14 protein-coding genes are annotated in these 20,198 nt (G+C 57.7%); 11 read left to right on the forward strand and 3 right to left on the reverse strand.

Features of this window, described 5'->3' with window-relative positions; genetic code table 11:
* The first annotated feature begins 153 nt into the window (after window positions 1–153).
* The 11 genes from dppB (at window position 154) to AC6I8B_RS00605 (ending at window position 16,635) form a co-directional block, all read left to right on the forward strand.
* Window positions 154–1,173: a dipeptide ABC transporter permease DppB gene (gene dppB, locus AC6I8B_RS00555; protein WP_022624833.1), complete on the forward strand. Its 1,020-nt coding sequence runs from the start codon at window positions 154–156 to the stop codon at window positions 1,171–1,173.
* A 9-nt stretch (window positions 1,174–1,182) separates the two neighbouring features.
* Window positions 1,183–2,085 carry a dipeptide ABC transporter permease DppC gene (dppC, locus tag AC6I8B_RS00560; protein ID WP_010671643.1) on the forward strand — a complete coding sequence of 301 codons (903 nt, stop codon included), beginning with the start codon at window positions 1,183–1,185 and terminating at the stop codon, window positions 2,083–2,085.
* Between the two features lie 12 nt (window positions 2,086–2,097).
* Complete coding sequence (gene dppD / locus AC6I8B_RS00565) at window positions 2,098–3,084, forward strand: dipeptide ABC transporter ATP-binding protein (protein ID WP_157354064.1); 987 nt, start codon at window positions 2,098–2,100, stop codon at window positions 3,082–3,084.
* Complete coding sequence (dppF, locus tag AC6I8B_RS00570) at window positions 3,074–4,096, forward strand: dipeptide ABC transporter ATP-binding subunit DppF (RefSeq protein ID WP_010671644.1); 1,023 nt, start codon at window positions 3,074–3,076, stop codon at window positions 4,094–4,096. Before dppD ends, dppF begins: the two co-directional genes overlap by 11 nt.
* Window positions 4,097–4,855: 759 nt before the next feature.
* Window positions 4,856–5,446, forward strand: coding sequence for a cellulose biosynthesis protein BcsO (gene bcsO / locus AC6I8B_RS00575; protein WP_045140905.1), 591 nt, complete (start codon window positions 4,856–4,858; stop codon window positions 5,444–5,446).
* Window positions 5,437–6,240 (forward strand): cellulose biosynthesis protein BcsQ, encoded by an 804-nt coding sequence (gene bcsQ / locus AC6I8B_RS00580; RefSeq protein WP_010671647.1) that lies wholly within the window; start codon window positions 5,437–5,439, stop codon window positions 6,238–6,240. The genes bcsO and bcsQ overlap by 10 nt, the downstream gene beginning before the upstream one ends.
* Window positions 6,241–6,289: 49 nt before the next feature.
* A complete protein-coding gene (gene bcsA, locus AC6I8B_RS00585; protein ID WP_157354062.1) occupies window positions 6,290–8,401 on the forward strand; it encodes a UDP-forming cellulose synthase catalytic subunit in 2,112 nt (703 codons plus the stop codon).
* A complete protein-coding gene (gene bcsB, locus AC6I8B_RS00590; RefSeq protein ID WP_157354059.1) occupies window positions 8,398–11,349 on the forward strand; it encodes a cellulose biosynthesis cyclic di-GMP-binding regulatory protein BcsB in 2,952 nt (983 codons plus the stop codon). Before bcsA ends, bcsB begins: the two co-directional genes overlap by 4 nt.
* Window positions 11,350–11,360: 11 nt before the next feature.
* Entirely contained in the window at window positions 11,361–15,176 is a 3,816-nt protein-coding gene (locus AC6I8B_RS00595; RefSeq protein WP_157354056.1) for a cellulose biosynthesis protein BcsC, read from the forward strand.
* The gene (gene bcsD / locus AC6I8B_RS00600; RefSeq protein WP_033767602.1) at window positions 15,176–15,619 is read left to right on the forward strand and encodes a cellulose biosynthesis protein BcsD; all 444 of its coding nucleotides are present in this window, start codon (window positions 15,176–15,178) and stop codon (window positions 15,617–15,619) included. The genes AC6I8B_RS00595 and bcsD overlap by 1 nt, the downstream gene beginning before the upstream one ends.
* Window positions 15,620–15,627: 8 nt before the next feature.
* On the forward strand, window positions 15,628–16,635 hold the full coding sequence (locus tag AC6I8B_RS00605; protein ID WP_010671652.1) for a family 8 glycosyl hydrolase: 1,008 nt from the start codon (window positions 15,628–15,630) through the stop codon (window positions 16,633–16,635).
* Window positions 16,636–16,763: 128 nt separating this feature from the next.
* Here AC6I8B_RS00605 and bcsG read toward each other — a convergent pair whose 3' ends face one another.
* The 3 genes from bcsG to bcsE are packed head-to-tail and all read right to left on the reverse strand — an operon-like array spanning window position 16,764 to window position 20,148.
* Window positions 16,764–18,425, reverse strand: coding sequence for a cellulose biosynthesis protein BcsG (bcsG, locus tag AC6I8B_RS00610; protein WP_050680407.1), 1,662 nt, complete (start codon window positions 18,423–18,425; stop codon window positions 16,764–16,766).
* A complete protein-coding gene (gene bcsF, locus AC6I8B_RS00615; protein ID WP_010257418.1) occupies window positions 18,425–18,613 on the reverse strand; it encodes a cellulose biosynthesis protein BcsF in 189 nt (62 codons plus the stop codon). The genes bcsG and bcsF overlap by 1 nt, the downstream gene beginning before the upstream one ends.
* Entirely contained in the window at window positions 18,613–20,148 is a 1,536-nt protein-coding gene (gene bcsE, locus AC6I8B_RS00620) for a cellulose biosynthesis protein BcsE (RefSeq protein ID WP_050680409.1), read from the reverse strand. The genes bcsF and bcsE overlap by 1 nt, the downstream gene beginning before the upstream one ends.
* Window positions 20,149–20,198: the final 50 nt, after the last annotated feature.

The raw sequence follows: 20,198 nt of genomic DNA on the forward strand, positions 1-20,198 counted from the left end.
CGGCTGCGCGTCGCCCCGGCTTTATCTCCCTGTTTTACTGGAAACGGTAGAGGCGCAGCCTGTCTGCGTCGCGGTCGGGCCTACCCGATCGTCAGATGTAAGCAATAACTACCCTCGCGGCGACGGTCGCGCGGACAAGAGAGAACCCGGATTATGCTGCAGTTCATACTCCGACGTCTGGGCCTTGTCATCCCAACGTTTATCGGTATTACATTACTCACCTTCGCATTTGTTCACATGATCCCCGGCGATCCGGTACTGATCATGGCGGGCGAACGCGGTATTTCTCCTGAACGCCATGCACAGTTAATGGCGCTGTTAGGTCTGGATCAGCCGCTGTGGAAACAGTACCTGAACTACATTAACGGCGTATTACATGGCGACCTGGGCATTTCACTCAAGAGCCGCATCCCGGTCTGGGATGAGTTTGTTCCGCGCTTCAAAGCGACGCTGGAACTCGGCTTCTGCGCCATGATATTTGCCGTGGCCATTGGTATCCCGGTTGGGGTCATGGCCGCCGTGAAGCGGGGGTCGATTTTCGATCACACCGCCGTGGGGATCTCACTGACCGGCTACTCCATGCCGATCTTCTGGTGGGGCATCATGCTGATCATGCTGGTCTCGGTACAGCTCAACCTGACGCCGGTTTCCGGGCGGGTCGGCGACACCGTCTTCCTGGATGACACCATGCCGCTGACCGGCTTTATGCTGATCGATACCTTCTTCTGGGGTGAGCCGGGCGACTTCCACGATGCGGTGATGCACATGATTCTGCCTGCCATCGTGCTCGGCACCATTCCGCTGGCGGTGATTGTGCGAATGACGCGATCGGCGATGCTCGAAGTGCTGGGTGAAGATTACATCCGTACTGCGCGTGCCAAAGGCCTGACGCGGATGCGCGTGATCGTAGTGCATGCGCTGCGAAACGCCATGCTGCCGGTGGTTACGGTGATCGGCCTGCAGGTCGGCACCTTGCTGGCCGGGGCGATTCTGACCGAAACCATCTTCTCGTGGCCGGGCCTGGGTCGCTGGCTGATTGAAGCGTTGCAGCGCCGTGACTATCCGGTGGTGCAGGGCGGGGTGCTGCTGACAGCAGTACTGATTATTGTGGTCAACCTGCTGGTTGACCTGCTGTATGGCGTGGTTAACCCGCGCATACGTCATAAGAAATAAGGGGGCATCATGTCTGTTGTTGATCCCGGCAGCGTTACCGTTGCACCCAAGCCGATGACCCCGTTTCAGGAATTCTGGCACTACTTTAAACGTAACAAGGGCGCCGTTGTGGGCCTGGTCTACATCATCATTGTGTTGCTGTGTGCCATTTTTGCCGATGTGCTGGCCCCGCATGCCCCTGCTGAACAGTTCCGCGATGCGCTGCTGCATCCGCCGGTCTGGCAGGAAGGCGGCAGCTGGAGCTACATTCTGGGCACCGACGATGTAGGCCGCGATGTGCTGTCGCGTCTGATGTACGGCGCGCGCCTGTCGCTGCTGGTGGGCTGCCTGGTGGTGGTGCTGTCACTGATTTTTGGCGTGATATTTGGCCTGCTGGCCGGTTATCTCGGCGGCGTGGTCGATGCCATCATCATGCGTGTCGTCGATATCATGCTGGCGCTGCCCAGCCTGCTGCTGGCGCTGGTGCTGGTCGCCATCTTTGGCCCTTCGATCGTTAACGCCTCTATCGCGCTGACCTTTGTGGCGCTGCCGCACTATATCCGTCTGACCCGCGCGGCGGTGCTGGTGGAAGTGAACCGCGACTATGTGACCGCCTCCGGCGTGGCCGGCGCCGGTATGCTGCGCCAGATGTTTGTGAATATTCTGCCTAACTGCCTTGCACCGCTGATCGTGCAGGCTTCATTAGGTTTCTCCAACGCCATTCTCGATATGGCGGCGTTGGGCTTTCTCGGTATGGGTGCGCAACCGCCGACGCCGGAGTGGGGCACGATGCTCTCCGACGTCCTGCAGTATGCGCAAAGTGCCTGGTGGGTAGTGACCTTCCCTGGATTGGTCATTCTGCTTACCGTGCTGGCATTTAACCTGATGGGCGATGGTTTGCGTGATGCACTCGACCCGAAACTCAAGCAGTAAAGAGGCACCGAGATGGCGTTATTAAATGTAGACAAACTATCGGTGCATTTCGGCGACGATAAAGCACCGTTCCGCGCGGTTGACCGCATCAGTTATCAGGTTGAGCAGGGCCAGGTCGTGGGTATCGTGGGCGAGTCCGGCTCCGGTAAATCGGTGAGTTCCCTGGCGATCATGGGGCTGATCGATTTCCCCGGCAAAGTGATGGCTGAGAAGCTGGAGTTCAACCAGCGCGACCTGCAGAACATCTCCGAACGTGAGCGCCGCCAGCTGGTGGGCGCCGAAGTGGCGATGATTTTTCAGGACCCGATGACCAGCCTGAATCCCTGCTACACCGTAGGTTTCCAGATCATGGAAGCGATCAAGGTGCATCAGGGCGGTAATAAACGCACCCGGCGTCAGCGGGCGATCGACCTGCTGAATCAGGTTGGTATTCCCGATCCCGCGTCACGGCTCGATGTCTATCCGCACCAGCTGTCGGGCGGCATGAGCCAGCGTGTGATGATTGCCATGGCGATCGCCTGTCGGCCTAAGCTGTTAATCGCCGATGAGCCGACCACGGCGCTCGACGTGACCATTCAGGCGCAGATCATCGAACTGCTGCTGGAGTTGCAGCGGCAGGAGAACATGGCGCTGATCCTGATTACTCACGATCTGGCGTTAGTGGCAGAAGCGGCGCACCACATTATCGTGATGTATGCCGGTCAGGTGGTGGAGAGCGGGAAAGCGACCGATATCTTTAAGGCGCCGCGCCATCCTTATACGCAGGCGCTGCTGCGTGCGCTGCCGGAGTTTGCGGCCGATAAAGCACGCCTGGCCTCGCTGCCTGGCGTGGTACCGGGCAAGTATGACCGCCCGATTGGCTGTCTGCTTAATCCACGCTGCCCCTATGCGACTGACCTTTGTCTTCAGGAAGAACCTGAACTGCGCACCATTCCAGGACGCCAGTCCAAGTGTCACTATCCGCTGGACGATGCCGGGAGACCAACTTATGAGTCATGAAACCACTAAAGATCAGTTCCTGCTGCAGGCGATTGATCTGAAGAAGCACTACCCGGTGAAGAAGGGGCTGTTTGGTCAGGAGCGTCTGGTCAAAGCGCTGGATGGCGTCTCTTTTAATCTGGAACGCGGCAAAACGCTGGCGGTGGTAGGCGAGTCAGGCTGTGGTAAATCCACGCTGGGCCGCCTGCTGACGATGATTGAAACCCCGACCGAAGGGCAGCTTTACTGGCACGGTCAGGATCTGCTGAAACATGATCCCCAGGCGCAGAAGTTGCGTCGCCAGAAAATCCAGATCGTGTTCCAGAACCCGTACGGCTCACTCAATCCACGCAAAAAAGTAAGCCAGATTCTGGAAGAGCCGCTGGTGATTAATACCCAGCTGACCCGCGCGGAACGCCGCGAGAAGACGCTGGAGATGATGGCAAAAGTCGGCCTGAAAACCGAGCACTACGACCGCTACCCGCACATGTTCTCAGGCGGGCAGCGTCAGCGTATCGCCATCGCACGTGGGCTGATGCTCGATCCGGACGTCCTGATTGCCGATGAGCCGGTTTCGGCGCTCGACGTGTCGGTGCGTGCCCAGGTGCTTAACCTGATGATGGATCTGCAGCAGGATATGGGGCTTTCTTATGTCTTTATCTCGCACGATTTGTCGGTGGTGGAACACATTGCCGATGAGGTGATGGTGATGTATCTCGGCCGGTGCGTTGAGAAGGGCAGCAAAGAGGCAATTTTTGCCAACCCGCGCCATCCTTATACTCAGGCTTTGCTGTCAGCGACGCCGCGGCTTAATCCAGACGACCGTCGTGAGCGCATTAAGCTGACCGGCGAGCTGCCGAGCCCGCTCAATCCACCGCCGGGCTGCGCCTTTAATGCGCGCTGCCACCGACGTTTTGGCACCTGCGTGCAGTTGCAGCCGAAGCTGAAAAACTATGGCGGACAGGAGATTGCCTGCTTCGCGGTTGATCAGGATGAGAATCAACCGGTCGGCGTGGCAGAAAAGGTCAGCTGAGGATTGGCAGCGCATTCTGGTGTTTACAGACCGCACAAAATTGAAAGCGATGGGAGCATAGGCCTGTAGCAAAACATCGCGCCCCCGGATGAAAACGCCGGGAGCGTTTTTGAACAACGCAACGCGTTGGCCCGGCTACGGGCGCCCCTCAGGGATGAGGTGCGTAATCGCCCGCGCTGAGCCTGCCAGGGATGGCGTCTTTTGCGTCTTTGCGTAAGGCGTATGCCCTCTGAGCCTGTTCGCGATCTTAACTCCCCAGCCGAAGGCTCTTTTCTGAAGCCTTTTTTTATCTCAACTCAGCTGCAAGCCGCACTGCTGGCAGGTCAGCGAGCACTTTCTGGTTATTCCTCCTCTTTTTCCGTTATCAGTCTTAACCTGTTTTCCTTCTGGCGATATTTGCAGTGAAAAAAGATAAATAGCATCAATCACTTATGGCAGAAATGCGATTTTTTTGCGCCTGCGGCAGCCTGAACGCTCTCTGAAAGGCTGTTTACAGGAGTCAGCCTGGCAGTGCCAGAGGTTGTAAGAGCGGTATTTTCAGAAAAATTATTAAAACAGTGCTAATGAATTTAACTTAAGTATTACTTATTAATTATCAGCGGCAATGACTCAGAAAAGGCTTTCTTCCGCCACTATTGAATCTTTATGATTAAAAAATTTGATTGAAATTGCTTTTTTTGTAATCAGGTTTTTCTGACTGATATTAAAGGGATGTGTTATATTCCAGGAAAATTCCCACCTTGTTGCAGGCCATGGCCAATGAAGAATAATTACGATGATTTGCAGCGTTTTAAAGAGAAAACGCAAACGCTCGACATCGACTTTAAAGATATGTCTGGCCAGACGCAGGAAGCGGCGGAACACAGTAAATGGGCATTGATTCGCCAGCTGGCGAAAGAAGAACATCAGACACCGTTTGGCGGCGGCGAGCGTATTGACCTGCCGCAACCTCAGCCGCTGCGTGGTGATGAGTTTACGGCTCCACCGCCTGGGGCACCGGCACGACATGCCGCACTCACTGCGCAACCGGCAATGGCAGCTCGCACCTCGATTCTCGATAGCCTGTCAGGCAGTAACCTGCCAGCAACCAGCACGACTGCACGCGGTCCTTCATCACTCTTTCCGCCACCGCCGCCACTGCAAAAAGTGGCCGTGGCTGAGCCTGCGACCATGCTGCGTGCTGAGCCGGTCCGGCCTGCCACCGTGGCGGAGCTTCAGCCCGTCGTCGCACCCACCGCCACCCATTCTGAGCCAGGGCGATTTGGTGCGCTGTTCCGCTCGCGCGAGATTAATCTGCCGAAAGAAACCTTACTCAAACCGTTACTGGAGAAGATTGCGCTATGCCATTAGTTTGTGTGTGCTCGCCGAAGGGGGGCGTGGGGAAAACCACGCTGGCGGCGAATCTGGCCTGGAGTCTGGCGCGTTCCGGTAGCAAAGTTCTGGCGATTGATTTTGATGTGCAGAATGCACTGCGTCTTCACTTTGGCGTGCCGCTTCATGATGGCCGCGGATTTGTGGCGCGCTCAGAAGAGCAGGCGGACTGGAGCCAGTCGATTCTTACCACCGGCGGCAATATCTTTGTGCTGCCCTATGGCGACGTCACGGAGCCGCAGCGCGAACGGTTCGAAGAGAACCTGATGAAAGATCCCCACTTTATTAAGCGCGGTCTGGATACGGTGCTCAATTATCCCGGTCTGGTGATCGTGGCTGATTTCCCGCCGGGCCCGGGCCCCGCCCTTAAAGCAATGACGGCGCTGGCCGATATGCATTTAGTAGTGATGTTAGCCGATACCGCATCAGTATCGTTATTACCGCAGATTGAAGAGAACCGGATGATCGGTAAGCCTCTCAATAATAAGCAGGGTCACTATTTCATCCTTAACCAGTGTGACAACCGCCGGAATATCAATCGCGATGTCACCGCGTTTATGCAGCAGCGCCTGGGCGATAATTTACTGGGCGTGGTTCACCGTGATGAAAGTGTAGGTGAAGCCAATGCTTCGCAGCAGTCTGTTTATGATTTCAGTCCCGCCTCGGCAGCGGCATTTGATATTGAACTGATCGCGAAAAGGGTCAGCAGCATTCTGAATATCACCGTGGGTAATGGCGAAGTTCAGGCTCCCATCCGCACAAACCACTTTTAGTCGGCTTCTGCCAGGCGACTGACTTACACAGCTCTTCTCAGGGTGAATCATGAGTAAAATCGGGTTTTACCTGCTGCTGCTGGTGCTTGCACCCGTTGCGGCGGTGATCATCATTACGCCAATGGACAGCCAGAAACAGTATATTTTTGGTCTGATCAGCATCGGCATGATGTTTTTATTGGGTTTCAGCAAGAGCCGCAAAATAACGGTGGTGATGGTGGTTCTCTCTGCGCTGATGTCCAGCCGCTATATCTGGTGGCGGACCACCGAGACGCTGCACTTTAATTCCGAAGTTGAAGCTATCTTAGGCATTGGCTTATATCTGGCGGAGCTGTACGTCTGGCTGATCTTAATTCTTGGCTTCCTGCAAACCACCTGGCCATTAAAACGCACCATCGAACCCTTACCGGACGACACCAGCCTGTGGCCGACGGTCGATATTTATGTGCCTTCCTACAATGAAAGTCTTGATGTGGTGCGCGACACCGTACTCGCGGCGCAGTGTATCGACTACCCGCGTGACAAAATCAGGGTCTATCTGCTGGATGATGGCAAGCGCAGCGAGTTTGCCCGCTTTGCGGCGGATGTCGGCGTGGGTTATATCACCCGTGACGACAATAAACATGCCAAAGCCGGGAACCTCAACCATGCGATGAAAATCACCAAAGGTGAGCTGATTTGCATCTTCGACTGCGACCACGTGGCGACGCGCACCTTCCTGCAGGCGACGGTCGGACCGTTCCTGAAAGATCCGAAGCTGGCGCTGCTACAGACGCCGCACTACTTCTATTCTCCCGATCCCTTTGAGCGTAACCTGCGCGCCGCACGCAGCATTCCAAACGAAGGCTCGCTGTTTTATGGCCCGGTGCAGCAGGGTAACGATAACTGGAATGCCACTTTCTTCTGTGGCTCCTGTGCGGTTATCCGTCGTTCAGCGCTGGAAGAGATTGGCGGTTTTGCCGTTGAAACCGTGACCGAAGATGCACACACCGCCCTGAAAATGCAGCGACTGGGCTGGGGCTCAGCCTTTTTGTCGATCCCGCTGGCTGCCGGTCTGGCAACAGAACGTCTGGGCCTGCATATCATTCAGCGTACCCGCTGGGCGCGTGGCATGACACAGATTTTCCGCGTCGATAACCCGCTGTTTGGCCGTGGCCTGAAGTGGCAGCAGCGTCTTTGCTATCTCAACGCCATGCTGCATTTCCAGTTTGGCCTGCCACGCGTTGCCTTCCTGACCGCACCGCTGGCTTACCTGCTGTTTAACCTGAATATTATTCACTCATCGGCCTCGCTGATCTTTGCCTATGTGCTGCCCCATCTGGTGATGTCGCTCTACGTTAACTCACGGATGAATGGCCGTTTCCGTTACACCTTCTGGGGTGAAATTTATGAGACGGTGATGTGCTTCCATCTGGTAATCCCGACCATTCTGACCCTGCTGTCGCCAAAACATGGCAAGTTTAACGTGACCGATAAAGGCGGCGTGCTGGATCAGGGCTTCTTCGATTTCCACATCGTGCGTCCGCATGTGATTGTGGCGCTGCTGCTGGGCATTGGCATTGTAGCCGGCGTGGTGCGTGCCGTGATGCATGACTATTTTGGCGTCGATCCTTACGTTATCGCGCTCAACGTCGGCTGGGCGATCTTCAGCCTGATCATTCTGATGGCGGCAATTGCCGTGGCGCGCGAAACTAAGCAGGTACGTAAAACCATTCGTGTTGAAGTGCAAATCCCGGCGATTATTCATTACGCCAGCGGCATTTCATCGCGCACCCAGACCAGCAACCTTTCGATGGGCGGCGCGCAGCTTGATGCACCCGATGCACGTCATGAAACTGATGAGATTGAAGAGATTGATCTGCTGCTGAAATCCGGCGCGATCACTATCCCGGTCAGTCAGATTTCCGGCGATGATGAGAGCATCCGTCTGCGCTTTGAGGCGATGCCGCTGGCGCGTCGTCGCGAACTGGTCCGTGTGGTGCTGGCTCGTGCTGATGCCTGGATTCAGCCGGAGTATAAGCAGGACAACCCGCTGATTTCGCTGGGCACTATTATCCGTACCGTCTTTGAGCTGTTCTGGCTGACGTGGAAAGGCCGCCACGATAAACGTAAAAATGTCGACCCGGTTGCCGCGGCGGCGAAAGAGGATGGGGCGGCATGAAGATCCTGACGCAAACTTTGCTGGTCAGTTCACTGACCGCAGCGTTATGGCTGACGCCCGCTGGCGCTGAAACGCCGGTTGTTACTGATAACAGCAGTGCTGCGCCGGTAAACAGTTCAGCTCCGACGCCGTCTGATGCTGCTTCCACCGCGCAGCCTGCCAGTGCGCCGGTAAACAGTTCAGCCCCGACGCCGCCTGATGCTGCTTCCACCACGCAGCCTGCCGATGCCACCGTCAGTGCACCCGCGACAAATCAGGCTCCGGCCAGCGATGCGGCATCTGTGGCACCCATAAATAATGGTTCCACCCAGACGGCAGGTTCAGACCAGGTAGCCGCCCCGGTCAGCGGTGGAGAGTCTGCAATGCCGTCAGTGTCACCTGCGGCAAATGCGCCATCTGCGACACCGTCCGCAGAATCTGCACCGACCTCGGCGCCTCAGAGTGTATCACCCAATGCCATGACACCCCCGGTGAACGCCTCTTACGCCCCAGGTAGCGAGTCGACATCACAAACTCAGCCATCTTCAGTGACCGGTGACGCGACCTCAACGCCTCAGACCGCGTCATCGACCGGTGAGGCGGCGGCTTCTGCCCAGACCACCGCGCCGATGGCCGCCACCGGCGCGGTGACCCAGGACAACAGCGCGCTGTCAGCAGTACCCCTGCCGCAGGGCCTGAGCAGTGCCGATCCCGCGCTGGAAGCGGCCGCCAGTGCGCTGCCCTACGCGCCAAGCCAGGTAGCTGCGCCGGTTGCAGAAGCGCAGCCGCCGATCGCGGCTGCCATCAATCAGCCAATCAGTAGTGTTATTTCAGTGGCCCAGATGGGCCAGTCGCGCGGCATCACGCTGACCGGCGGTCAGCTTCAGTCGGGCATCACCTTTACCCTGCCCGGCGATGAAGTCATCACCAATGCGCGACTTAATCTGACGCTGCGCGTCTCAGCTGCGCTGGCGGCACGCAATACGTCGCTGCAACTGATGCTGAATGGTCAGCCGCTCGGCACGCTGCCGCTGGGTGCGACGGACAGCGATGTCAGCGACTATGAGCTGGATATTCCGGCGGCGATGGTGGTGTCGGCGAACAATCTGAGTTTTAAAATCAATGATGCGGACAAGTTGCTGTGTGAAAGAGAGAGCGCACAGCAGTATCAGGTCACCATTCTGCCGAACACATCGCTGCACCTTGAGGGTCAGAAGCTCAATATCGGCACCAGCCTGCTTAATTTCCCGCGCCCCTTCCTGGATCCTCAGCGGATGACGGCGTCCACCGTGACGGTGGGCTTTGCCAGTCATGTTTCAGCCGATGCTGTCAGCGCGGCGGCACTGGTGACATCATGGCTTGGCATTCAGAGTGATTATCGCGGCATCCGTTTCCCGGTGGTGCGCGGCGAACTGCCGGAACACAACGGCATCCTGTTTGGTCATCCTGGTGACCGGATCGGCACCCTGACTTTCCCGGCCAGTAACGGTCCGATGTTGCAGGTGGTGGATAATCCCAATAATCCGGTTTACAAATTGCTGCTGGTCAGTGGCAACAATGAGGAGCAGTTGCGTCAGGCGTCGAACCGTCTGACGACGCAGCCACTGACGACGGATGAGAGTCATCTGCAGGTCCCCGCACAGACTATTGCAAACCGCAAACCTTACGATGCCCCGCGCTGGATTAACACTGACCGTCCGGTACGACTGAGCGAACTGCTGCGTAAAGATCAGAGTCTGACCAGTAGCGGCATCTGGCATGATGCGCTGCGTGTTAACTTCCGCGCCGCGCCTGATTTGTTCCTGTGGGATGGCGACACAGTGCCGGTCAATCTGCACTATCGCTTCCCGTCCGAAAGCTGGATCGATGAGGATAATTCCTTCCTTAACGTCATGCTTAACGGCACTTTTCTGCGCAATCTGACGGTGAACAAAGTTGGCCTGCTGGAGAACGCCTGGCACCGTCTGGGCGGTGATGCGCGTCAGGAGCAGTATCAGCTTAATCTCGAACCCTACCTGATCTATGGCGATAACCAGCTGGCGCTCTACTTCAATATCAAACCGCGGGCTGATGCGCCCTGCGGTGTGTTACTGAACAACAACATCAAGAGCCGGATTGAAGAGGATTCATGGATCGATCTGAGCCATACCCGTCACTTCAGCATGCTGCCAAACCTCTCTTACTTTGTGGGTGCCTCTTTCCCGTTCTCACGTCTGGCCGATTTCAGCCAGACCACACTGCTGCTGCCGGAAACGCCCAGCGATGCTGAACTGTCAACGCTGCTGGATCTGGCGGCGCGGGCTGGTAAAGCCACCGGTCTGGCGCTGACACAGAATCAGGTACTGTTTGGCCTGCCGACTGGCGGCACCCATCTGGCGCGCATACAGCAGAGCGATCTGCTGGCGGTGAGCACCACCGGCAACAGCGCCTTTAACCAGGCGATGCTGGCGGCTTCCCCTTATGACGCGACTGGCAGCACCTTTGGGGTGAAAGAGCCCGATACGCTGGAAAAATTACGCGGCTGGCTGACCGGTGACTGGAGCCGTCAGCAGCTGGATGCCGATCGTTACTTCTCCTCCAACGAAGCGTGGCGAGGCTTCCTCAGCTACCGATCGCCATGGAACCGCGATCGGCTGGTGGTGATGACGGTGGCAACCAGCGACGATCAGCTGTTGCGACTGCATAACGATTTGAGTTCAGCGCAGATTAACGCCGGCATTCGTGGCGATACCGCGATTATTACCGATGAAAACGGTATCCGCAGTTTCCGCGTCGGCGCGCAGTTCCCCAGCGGTGAGTTGCCCTGGTACATGATGGTGGTGTGGTATGCCAACCAGCACTCGGTGCTGCTGGCGGTGGCGGCGATGCTGCTCTCCGCGCTGGTGGGCAGTGCGGCCTGGGTGATGCTGAAGCGTCACGCCTGGCGACGTCTGAACCCAAAGCAGGACCGTGATTCCGGCAGGAAGTAAGGATAATAATAATGAAAAAAAATCTGTTAAGTGCCGGTATCCGTAAGGCGTTGCTGCTGGGCAGTGCGCTGGCCCTGTCACAGCCGCTGCTGGCGGCGGAAAGCGCCAATCCGGCGTTGCAGGCGCTGTTCGATCAGGCCTCTTACTGGCATCAGAAAGCGCATGACGACCTGGCGACAGCCTCACTGCAAAAGGTGCTGATGGTTGAACCCAACAACACTCAGGCGCTCTACCTGCTGGCGCTCTATTCACAGCAGGGTGGCGACACTGCGGCGGCGGCGCAGTATCGCGCCCGTCTGAGTCAGGTCTCCCCCAACGATCCGCATCTTGGCGAGCTGGATAACGCGCGCCAGATGCAGACCATTCCGCAGGCGCAGCTTGCGCTGGCGCGTCAGCAGGCGCGCAGCGGCAACATTCCGGCGGCGTTACAGACCTGGCGCAACACCTTCAGCGGCAATGCGCCACCACCCAGCGTCGCGGCAGAATATTATCTCACTATGGCGGGCGACCGTACGCTGCTGCCGCAGGCGGTTGAGGCACTGCGCCAGTTTGCGGCTCAGCATCCGCAGGACACCGGCGCGCGGCTGGCGCTGGGTAAAGCGCTGACCTATCAGGAACCGACCCGTCGCGAAGGCATTGAGGTGCTGAGTTCGCTGGCGAGCGGTAATCAGGATGCCGACCGCTCACTGCGTCAGGCGCTGCTGTGGCTCGGTCCGCAGCCGTCAGATGCGGCGCTCTATCAGACCTGGCAGCAGCGTCATCCGCAGGACTCCGCCGTCATCGACTACTACCGTAAAAACGTCGGCGGCGCAGAAAAAGGGGCCGGATTCAGCGCGCTGAACAGCGGTGACGTCGGCGGTGCGCAGTCCAGCTTTGAAAAAGTACTGGGTGCGAATCCGCAGGATGCCGATGCGTTAGCGGGCATGGGCTATGTGGCCCAGCGAGCCGGACGTTATCAGGAAGCGGCGGATTATCTGCAGCGGTCTGCTCAGCTCGGCGGCGATCAGGGTTCATCGCGTCAGCAGCAGGCTGACGATGCGCGTTTTTATGCACAGCTGGCCAGCGCCCAGCAGGCACTGAAAAGCGGAGACACGGCGCAGGCGCTGACATTAAGCGAACCGCTGGTGCAGGCTGACGGCGAAAAAGGGCTGGCCGCCAGACTGTTCCGCGCCGACGTGCTGCGCCGCACCAATCAGCCACAGCAGGCGGAGCAACTCTATCGCACTATTCTGCAAAGCGATGCGGATAACCGCAGCGCCAAAGAGGGGCTGTTCTACGTTCTGCGTCAGCAGAATCGGGGTGCCGAAGCCAGTACGCTGCTGGGTGCATTGCCGGACAGCGTTCGCCAGAGCGTCACGCCACGGGCCAATGAAGCCGATGCGCTGCGTCAGCAGGCGAAGCGTCAACTGGCGGCTGGTAACAATGCCGCTGCCATCGCGACGCTGCAGCAGGGTATTCAGCGCTATCCCACGGATGGCTGGCTGCGGCTTGATTTAGCCCGGCTTTATCGTCAGCAGGGCGACACGCTGCTGGCGGCCAACGTGATGCAGCCGGTGATGCGCAACGGGGCCAGCACCAGCGAACTGTATGCCGGTGCGCTTAACGCCAGCGAAAGCGGCGGCTGGCAGCAGGCCAGCACGCTGCTGTCGCGTATTCCCGCTAACGCTAAGACGGCGGCGATGCGTGAACTGGCGCAGCGGGTTAATTTCAATCTGCAGATGAGCACGGCAGACCAGTATCTGGCGCAGGGCGCGACGGCTGCCGCCGCCAATACCCTGAAGGCGCTCACGGTTAATCCACCCACCAACCCGGTTGATGCCGGAAACCTGGCGCAGAAGCTGGCGCAGGCGGGCGATCTCACCAGCGCCGTTTCGGTGGTGCGGACTAACCTGCAGCGTGGCGTGCAGGGCAATGCGGGCGATTATGCCGCGCAGATGACGGTACTGAATCAGGCGGGCCTCGGTAGTGAGGCGCAGCGCTTCCTCAGTAACCCGGAACTGCAGGCGCGCAGTACGCCGACGCAACTGGCCGGTATTCGCAATGGCTATCTGATTAACGAAGTGGATCGTCTGCGGCAGCAGCGTCAGTACGCGGTGGCGTATGACAAGCTGATTGGTGCACTGCAGCAGGATCCGCAGAACCGCGATCTGATGTTCGCGATGGCCCGTCTCTACCAGGACGGCAAGATGAACCGGGATGCGGGCGTGGTCTATGACTACCTGATGACCCAGGATACGCCGACGCAGGATGCGCGCGTCGGGGCCATCAACGTCGCGCTGGCGCAGAACAATGTGCAGCGCGCTAATGAGCTGAGTCGCGGCCTTAACAGTACGACTCAGACACCGGATCGTCTGCTGCTGCTGGCGCGGGTCGCGGAAGCCAATGGCGAGCATTCTCAGGCGATGGCTTATCTGCGTTCAGCGCGCGGTCAGCTGATTGGCCTGCAGGGCGCGCAGCCTGGCAGCGTGCCGACCGTGGGCGGACTGGCGCTGGCGGATAATCCGTTTATCAACCGTGATACTTCGCCGGTGGGACGTTCACCATCCAGCTACGGCACCGTGCTGCCGTGGCAGGCGGCACCGGCGGGCGTTGCCGCTGGCGTGAAGACGCAGGGCGAACCGGCCGCGGGCAGCGAAACCGTTGCTCAACAGTCACAGATTCTGCACGACGTCGACACCATGATGGATTCGCTGCAGAAAAAAACCGGCAGCTGGAGTCAGGGCATGGTGCAGGTGCGCGGGCGTGATGGCGAGTCGGGCCTGAGCAAGCTGACGGAAGCCAAAGCGCCGCTGACCTTCTCTACCGTGCCGTTTGAAACGGCGCGCCTCGACTTTACCGCCACGCCGGTCTCACTTACGGCGGGCAGTGGCGCAGCCGATGCCTGGCGCCGTTTCGGCACCAATGCGCTGAGTCAGGGCAGGGTGGTGGCTGCGGGCGGTGCGACGGTGAATGACCTGCCGAACGCCACCACCGATTCGCAAACCGCCTCAGGTGTGGAGCTGAATCTGGCGCTGAAGGGCGACAGCTATAAAGTGGATATCGGCAGTACGCCGCTGGGCCAGGATCTCAGTACTCTGGTCGGGGGCGTACAGTGGTCACCGAAACTCACCGACTTCCTGACGCTGATCCTGACCGGTGAGCGCCGCGCGATTACCGACAGCCTGCTCTCTTACGTCGGCGCAGAAGATAAAACCAGTGGCAAACGCTGGGGACGCGTCACCAAAAACGGCGCTAACGCCCTGTTAAGCTACGACAATGGCGATGCCGGCTTCTATGCTGGTGCGGGCGCGTACAGCTATCTCGGCGAGAATGTCGCCAGCAACAACAACCTGCAGGCAACAGCCGGCGCCTACGTCCGTCCGTTCCACACTGAGGATCGCGAGCTGAAAGTGGGCATGAGCCTGTCGTGGATGGACTTCTCAAAGAACCTCAGCTACTTCAGCTACGGTCAGGGCGGCTACTTCAGCCCGCAGAACTATGCGTCGGTCTCGTTCCCGATAGAGTTCTCACGCAAGTTTGACGATCTGAAAGTGAATATTGGCGGTGCAGCCGGTTATCAGACCTACAGTCAGGATAAGAGCGCGTACTTCCCGGCGGATGCCAGCCTGCAGTCAGAGCTGGAATCCCTTGCCGCCAGCGGCAGCGTGAAAGACGCTTACTACTCCGGCGGCAGTAAAAACGGCATCGGCTACAACCTGCACGCTGGGGCGGACTACAAACTCAATAAAGATGTGACGATTGGCGGCCAGCTGGGTTATGACACCTTTGGTGACTACAACGAAAGCAGCGCACAGCTCTATGTCCGTTACCTGTTCGGAGAGAAGTAATGAGTGAGCATTCGGGGGTATCGCATCCTTATCAGCCAGGCTGGTTTGACCTGGTCAGCGTGCTGATTGACGGGATGATCGCCAACGCCGGTCAGCAGGAGGCGGAAGCCTTTCTCTATAAGATGGGGGAATCGCTGGCGACCCGCTATCCTTTGCCAGAGTCGCGTACCGTGCAGGATCTGGAGCGCGAGTGCAATCTGCAACTGGCGCGGTTTAACTGGGGCTTTGTGCAGCTTCAGCCGGAAGAGAAGGCGCTGCTGATTGCCTGTCACGCCTTACCGGCAGGCGACAACATCCACTCTCCAGCTGACTGGCAGGCGGCGTTTGGTGCGGTGATGGCCGGACTTTTTTCGGGCTGGTTGCAGGGCCAGGGCGGCAGCAGCATTGTGCCGGTTACGCTTGAACTCAACGATGGCAGCACGCTGCACTATCGATATCAATAGGATCGGAAATGAAACGTAATCCACTCTGGCGGGTCTGGCTCTGCTCTGTTTTACTGCTGGCCTGCAGCGCGCAGGCGAGTGCCAGCGGCTGGGAGACTTTTAAAAGTCGCTTTGTGACCTCAGAAGGGCGGATCACTGACACCGCCAATAACAACGTCAGTCATACCGAAGGCCAGGGTTATGGCATGTTGCTGGCGGTGGCCAACGACGATCGCGCCACCTTCGATCGGCTGTGGCAGTGGACGCGCAGCCAGCTGCGTAATCCGCAGACCGGGCTTTTTTACTGGCGCTACGTGCCGGGCAGTGACAACCCGGTCGCCGACAAGAATAACGCCGCGGATGGCGATGTGTTGCTGGCCTGGGCACTACAGCGTGCTGCACAGAAATGGCAGGTGGAGAGCTACCAGCAGGAATCTGACCGTATTCAGCGCGCCATTATCAGGCTGGATGTCACAAGCTTTGGCGGCCACACCGTGATGTTGCCGGGTGCGCAGGGCTTTAACAAAGTCAGTTATGTGGTGCTCAATCCCTCTTACTTCCTGTTTCAGGCATGGCGCGAGTTTGGTGAACACAGCCATCTTCAGGTCTGGGATAAGCTGATTAACGATGGCTTTGATCTGCTGGGTAAGCTGAGCTTTGGCAAAACCGGGCTGCCAATGGACTGGGTCGCACTGAATGCCGACGGTTCGGTTGCCCCGGCCGTCGGCTACTCGAACCGCTTCAGTTACGATGCGATTCGCGTGCCGCTGAACATCTGGTGGTATGACCCGCACAGTCTGGCACTGGTGCCGTTTCAGCGCGTCTGGCAGGGTTACAGCCGCATGCTGACACCCGCCTGGTTCGACGTGCTGGCGAATGCCCCAGCACCTTACCATCTTGAGGGCGGGCTGCTGGCGGTACGTGACCTGACGCTGAATGAAACCGGCTATCTGAGCGATAAGCTGGCTGCGGATCAGAACTACTTTTCTGCCAGTCTGCAGTTGCTGACCTGGCAGGCGTTTCAGGAGAAGCGCTGATAACTGGCAGAATGGCGGCACTGGCCGCTATTCTGCCATCGACAGCCACGCGCTCAACAGGGAGCAGGCGCCGCGCCTGACCCGCCATTAACTGCCGGGTCACGGCTCTGCAACCCGGCGGTTACGCGTTACTGCGGATAGGCGACCCAGTCGCCGCCGTTCAGCCTGATCCAGGGTTTGCCCTGATACATCATCACCACTGCACCGTCATTTTCCGACACCACCGGCGTCTGTGGCAGCTTGTCAGTCAGCACCGACATATTCACATTCGGGGCATTAAATACCTGCCCATCTACGACGCGCGACACAATCTCTGACAAGGCCAGCAGGCTGGTCGGCGCATCAATGTTCAATGGCTGAGCCTGATGCGGCGCCTTCATTCCGACGAATTTAATGCCCACCGGTACGTGAGTAATATCCGGGCTGGGAATATCGCGCAGTCCAGACATCTGCATTTTGTCTCCCTGCAGCGCGGCACCATGCTCGGGCACCACCAGTACCATAACGCGGCGGCCCGACTTCTCCAGTTGCGTCATAAAGGCATCAAGCTGATCGAATAGTAGTTGCGCGCGCGGTTTCCACGGTGCCGTTTTGGTGCTGCCGAGTTCGCGGGTGCCGTCGTGCAGCGGGATCAGATTGTAGAAAGTGGCGCTGCGTGCATCGCTGCTTTTGCTGCGGTCGTCCAGCCAGCGCTGCATCAGTTGCGCATCGTTGAATACCGGCGAGCCGTCGAATGATGTCAGTTCTGGTGCGATACCCGCCTGTGACATCAGCGGTGCCTGAATATCGCCGCCCTCGCGCACCTCCTTCAGATAGTTACCGAATACGCCGGTGTGATCCATCATCAACTGCTCTTTAAAGCCCAGCTTCGCCAGATTGTCGAACAGATAGCAACGCGGATCGGCAGGTTTATAGAGATCGCTATGCGAGGTCTGGCCACAACTGGCACGCAGCAGTCGGATACCCGCCGGTCCGCTGTAGCTGGTCGCGGCGTTGTAATTGCTCAGCATGATGTCGAAATGCTGCCACAGCGGATGGTTACGCAGCTGAGAAGCATCCATATCAGACCAGGCGAGCGAACAGATATTGATCACCAGGATGTCGAAAGGCTGCGAATCTGCAGGCAGATTGTCGGGAAAATGCGTCACGCGCTGGCGTTCACTTTCATGAAAGCGGTTCAGCCAGGCGGTGAGATTCGCGCTGGTCGGCGGCGCAGACTGCTCCAGTCCATCCGGCGTGGCGGCTGGCTGGCCGCCGCTGGGTGTCTGATTCAATACGACCTGTGGCGTAGCCGTCCGGGTCGGCAGCAGCGACATCGCCGGGCCAGCAATCGTCAGCACGTTAAGCCAGATCAGCATCAGGGAAACCAGCACCGTGATGCGAACCCATTGTGAAACAAACAGATAGAGAACCAGCAGCACAAAGGCGGCTCCCACCATTTGCCAGTTAATAAAGCGATCGGCCAGGTCGAGCAGATAGGCCGCAGAGAAGCCCGCCAGCTGATCGCCCTGGCTGAGTATGCTGCTGAGTCCTGGCAGCCAGGTGTCGTGCCAGAACAGCGCGATGCCAACCGGAATCGAGATCAACTGGCGGATGCGATGCAGGCGCGCCGAGGGTAACGGAAAAAGCAGCCAGGCGAGAAACACCAGATTGCTCAGGGCGTGAAAATTGAGATAGCCATACCACAGCAGGCCGAACTTCAGTAAAAAGTAGAAATTCCAGCCGCCCAGTCCGCGCCAGGAGGACCAGAAGCGGGAAGAGGAGGCCGCCGCGGGTTGATCAGTATTCATTAATTTTTTCTATCCGTTTCAGAGGATTGACGCTGCCAGTGACCTTCCGATTTAAGCGCGCGCGCTGGCAACAGACGATTCATGATGCCGTTCCAGCGACGGGGTAGCCATTTTTGATATAATGGCTTTAAAAACAGCAGGATAACCAGAATAAGTAGCGCAATTTGTACCCAGTCCATCAGATTCATCAGGCTTTGTTCTCCGGCAGTAAAGTGATGGGCTGCGGTGCAGCGCGTTCATGTGTTTCAGGCCGGCTCTCAACGGCGGCGCGGGCCGTCTCTGATACCGGAGCCAGATCCTGAATTGCCATCGGCGTCAGTTTCTTAATATTGCTGACTTCTGCGAGGATCTGATTATCCTCAAACCAGACCATCCGGTTAGCAAACAGCTCGTCGTGAGGCAGAGAAAAGATATATTTCAATGCCTTATCAAGGTCGTTATAGCGGCAGGAAGAGAGGAAAAGGATGACACGATCTTCCAGTACCGTGACCAGGTCGCCAAAGCGGCGCGGTTTACAGAGCGTCAGGATTTGCTGAGGCTTAAGCTGTGGCACAGGCCGCAACGCGACCAGCAGGCCCTTATCATTTTCCGGCAGCAGGGTATTGCTGATCAACTGGCCGACTGACTGACAGAAGGCATCGAGACGCAGGTAGCCTTTCTCATGCAGAGGCTGCAACGAAGCGGTTAACGCCTCAAGACTGGCGGGAACGCGACGGTTAAACACCTGTCCCTGAAGGCCCTCCAGCGTGGTCAGAAAGCGCGACAGTGTGGCGTTGGTCGGGACGATGGCGTTTACACCGCAGGCCAGCAGCAGACGTTCGTCGCTATAACGCAGGCTGGCACCCATCTCGCGCACCACAATTTTCAGGCCGTTGCCGCGTGTACGACGCAGGCTGTGCACCATCTTCGCCAGTTCGTTGATATATTCGCTGCGGGTCAGGCTGAAAATCACCGTTGCGGCATTGGCCTGCTGCGCCCGCAACCAGACCTGCTCATTATCCTCGAACAGTTGCCACTGGCGTGAAAGCGGCGGCGCGCCCTCGAGCACGATGTTGTCCGCAAGATAATGCTGCTCATCGTTGAGGCTCAGCGGTTCCTGCTTTTCATTTAAGGTAAAAAATCGCTCATTTTCACAGCCCAGACGTATTGCCCGATCGGCAAGCAGGCGTTCCGCGGCATACCACCAGTTAATTCGATACTGCCAGCTATCCTGCTGAAAGCTCAAATGCGCAACGCCATCCAGCTGACGAAAATAACGCTGAAGATGATTACTCAGATTTATTATTGTGGTGCCGGAGGTCACGATTAAAAGGGTGAGCTTTCTTTTATGCAGCGTCTGACGCATGCCCTTTATCCAGCGGGATAATTCTGCGTCATCAAGCTTATCCCATTGCGCTGCGTTGCTATTAAATATCACTAACCCATTTTTACTGCCGAGCGTGCGCAGAAAATCACTTTCCAGCTGCAACAAACTGCCTTTGCTTTTGGAAAGAGAAAACAGCGGAATACGATCGGGTCCGCCAGGTGGGTCGGGCGTCAGCAAATCACGCGGCGGCTGGTCAGCGCTGATCAGCGTTACGGCCTGCTGATGTGAAATTACCTGTCGAATAAAAGTGCGGGCGTCATCCTGCCGCGCACAGGTCACCCAATAACAGCCAGGCGTTTGCAATGCCGTTAATTCAGGCTGAACATGCAACAGCCCCAGCGAAAAAGAATTTTTCATATTGAATTCGTTATTTTTCCAGTCCAGGCTAGCTTATTATAGACAGGCCG

It is taken from the genome of Pantoea sp. X-Soil-ISGK-285 (genome assembly GCF_059730815.1).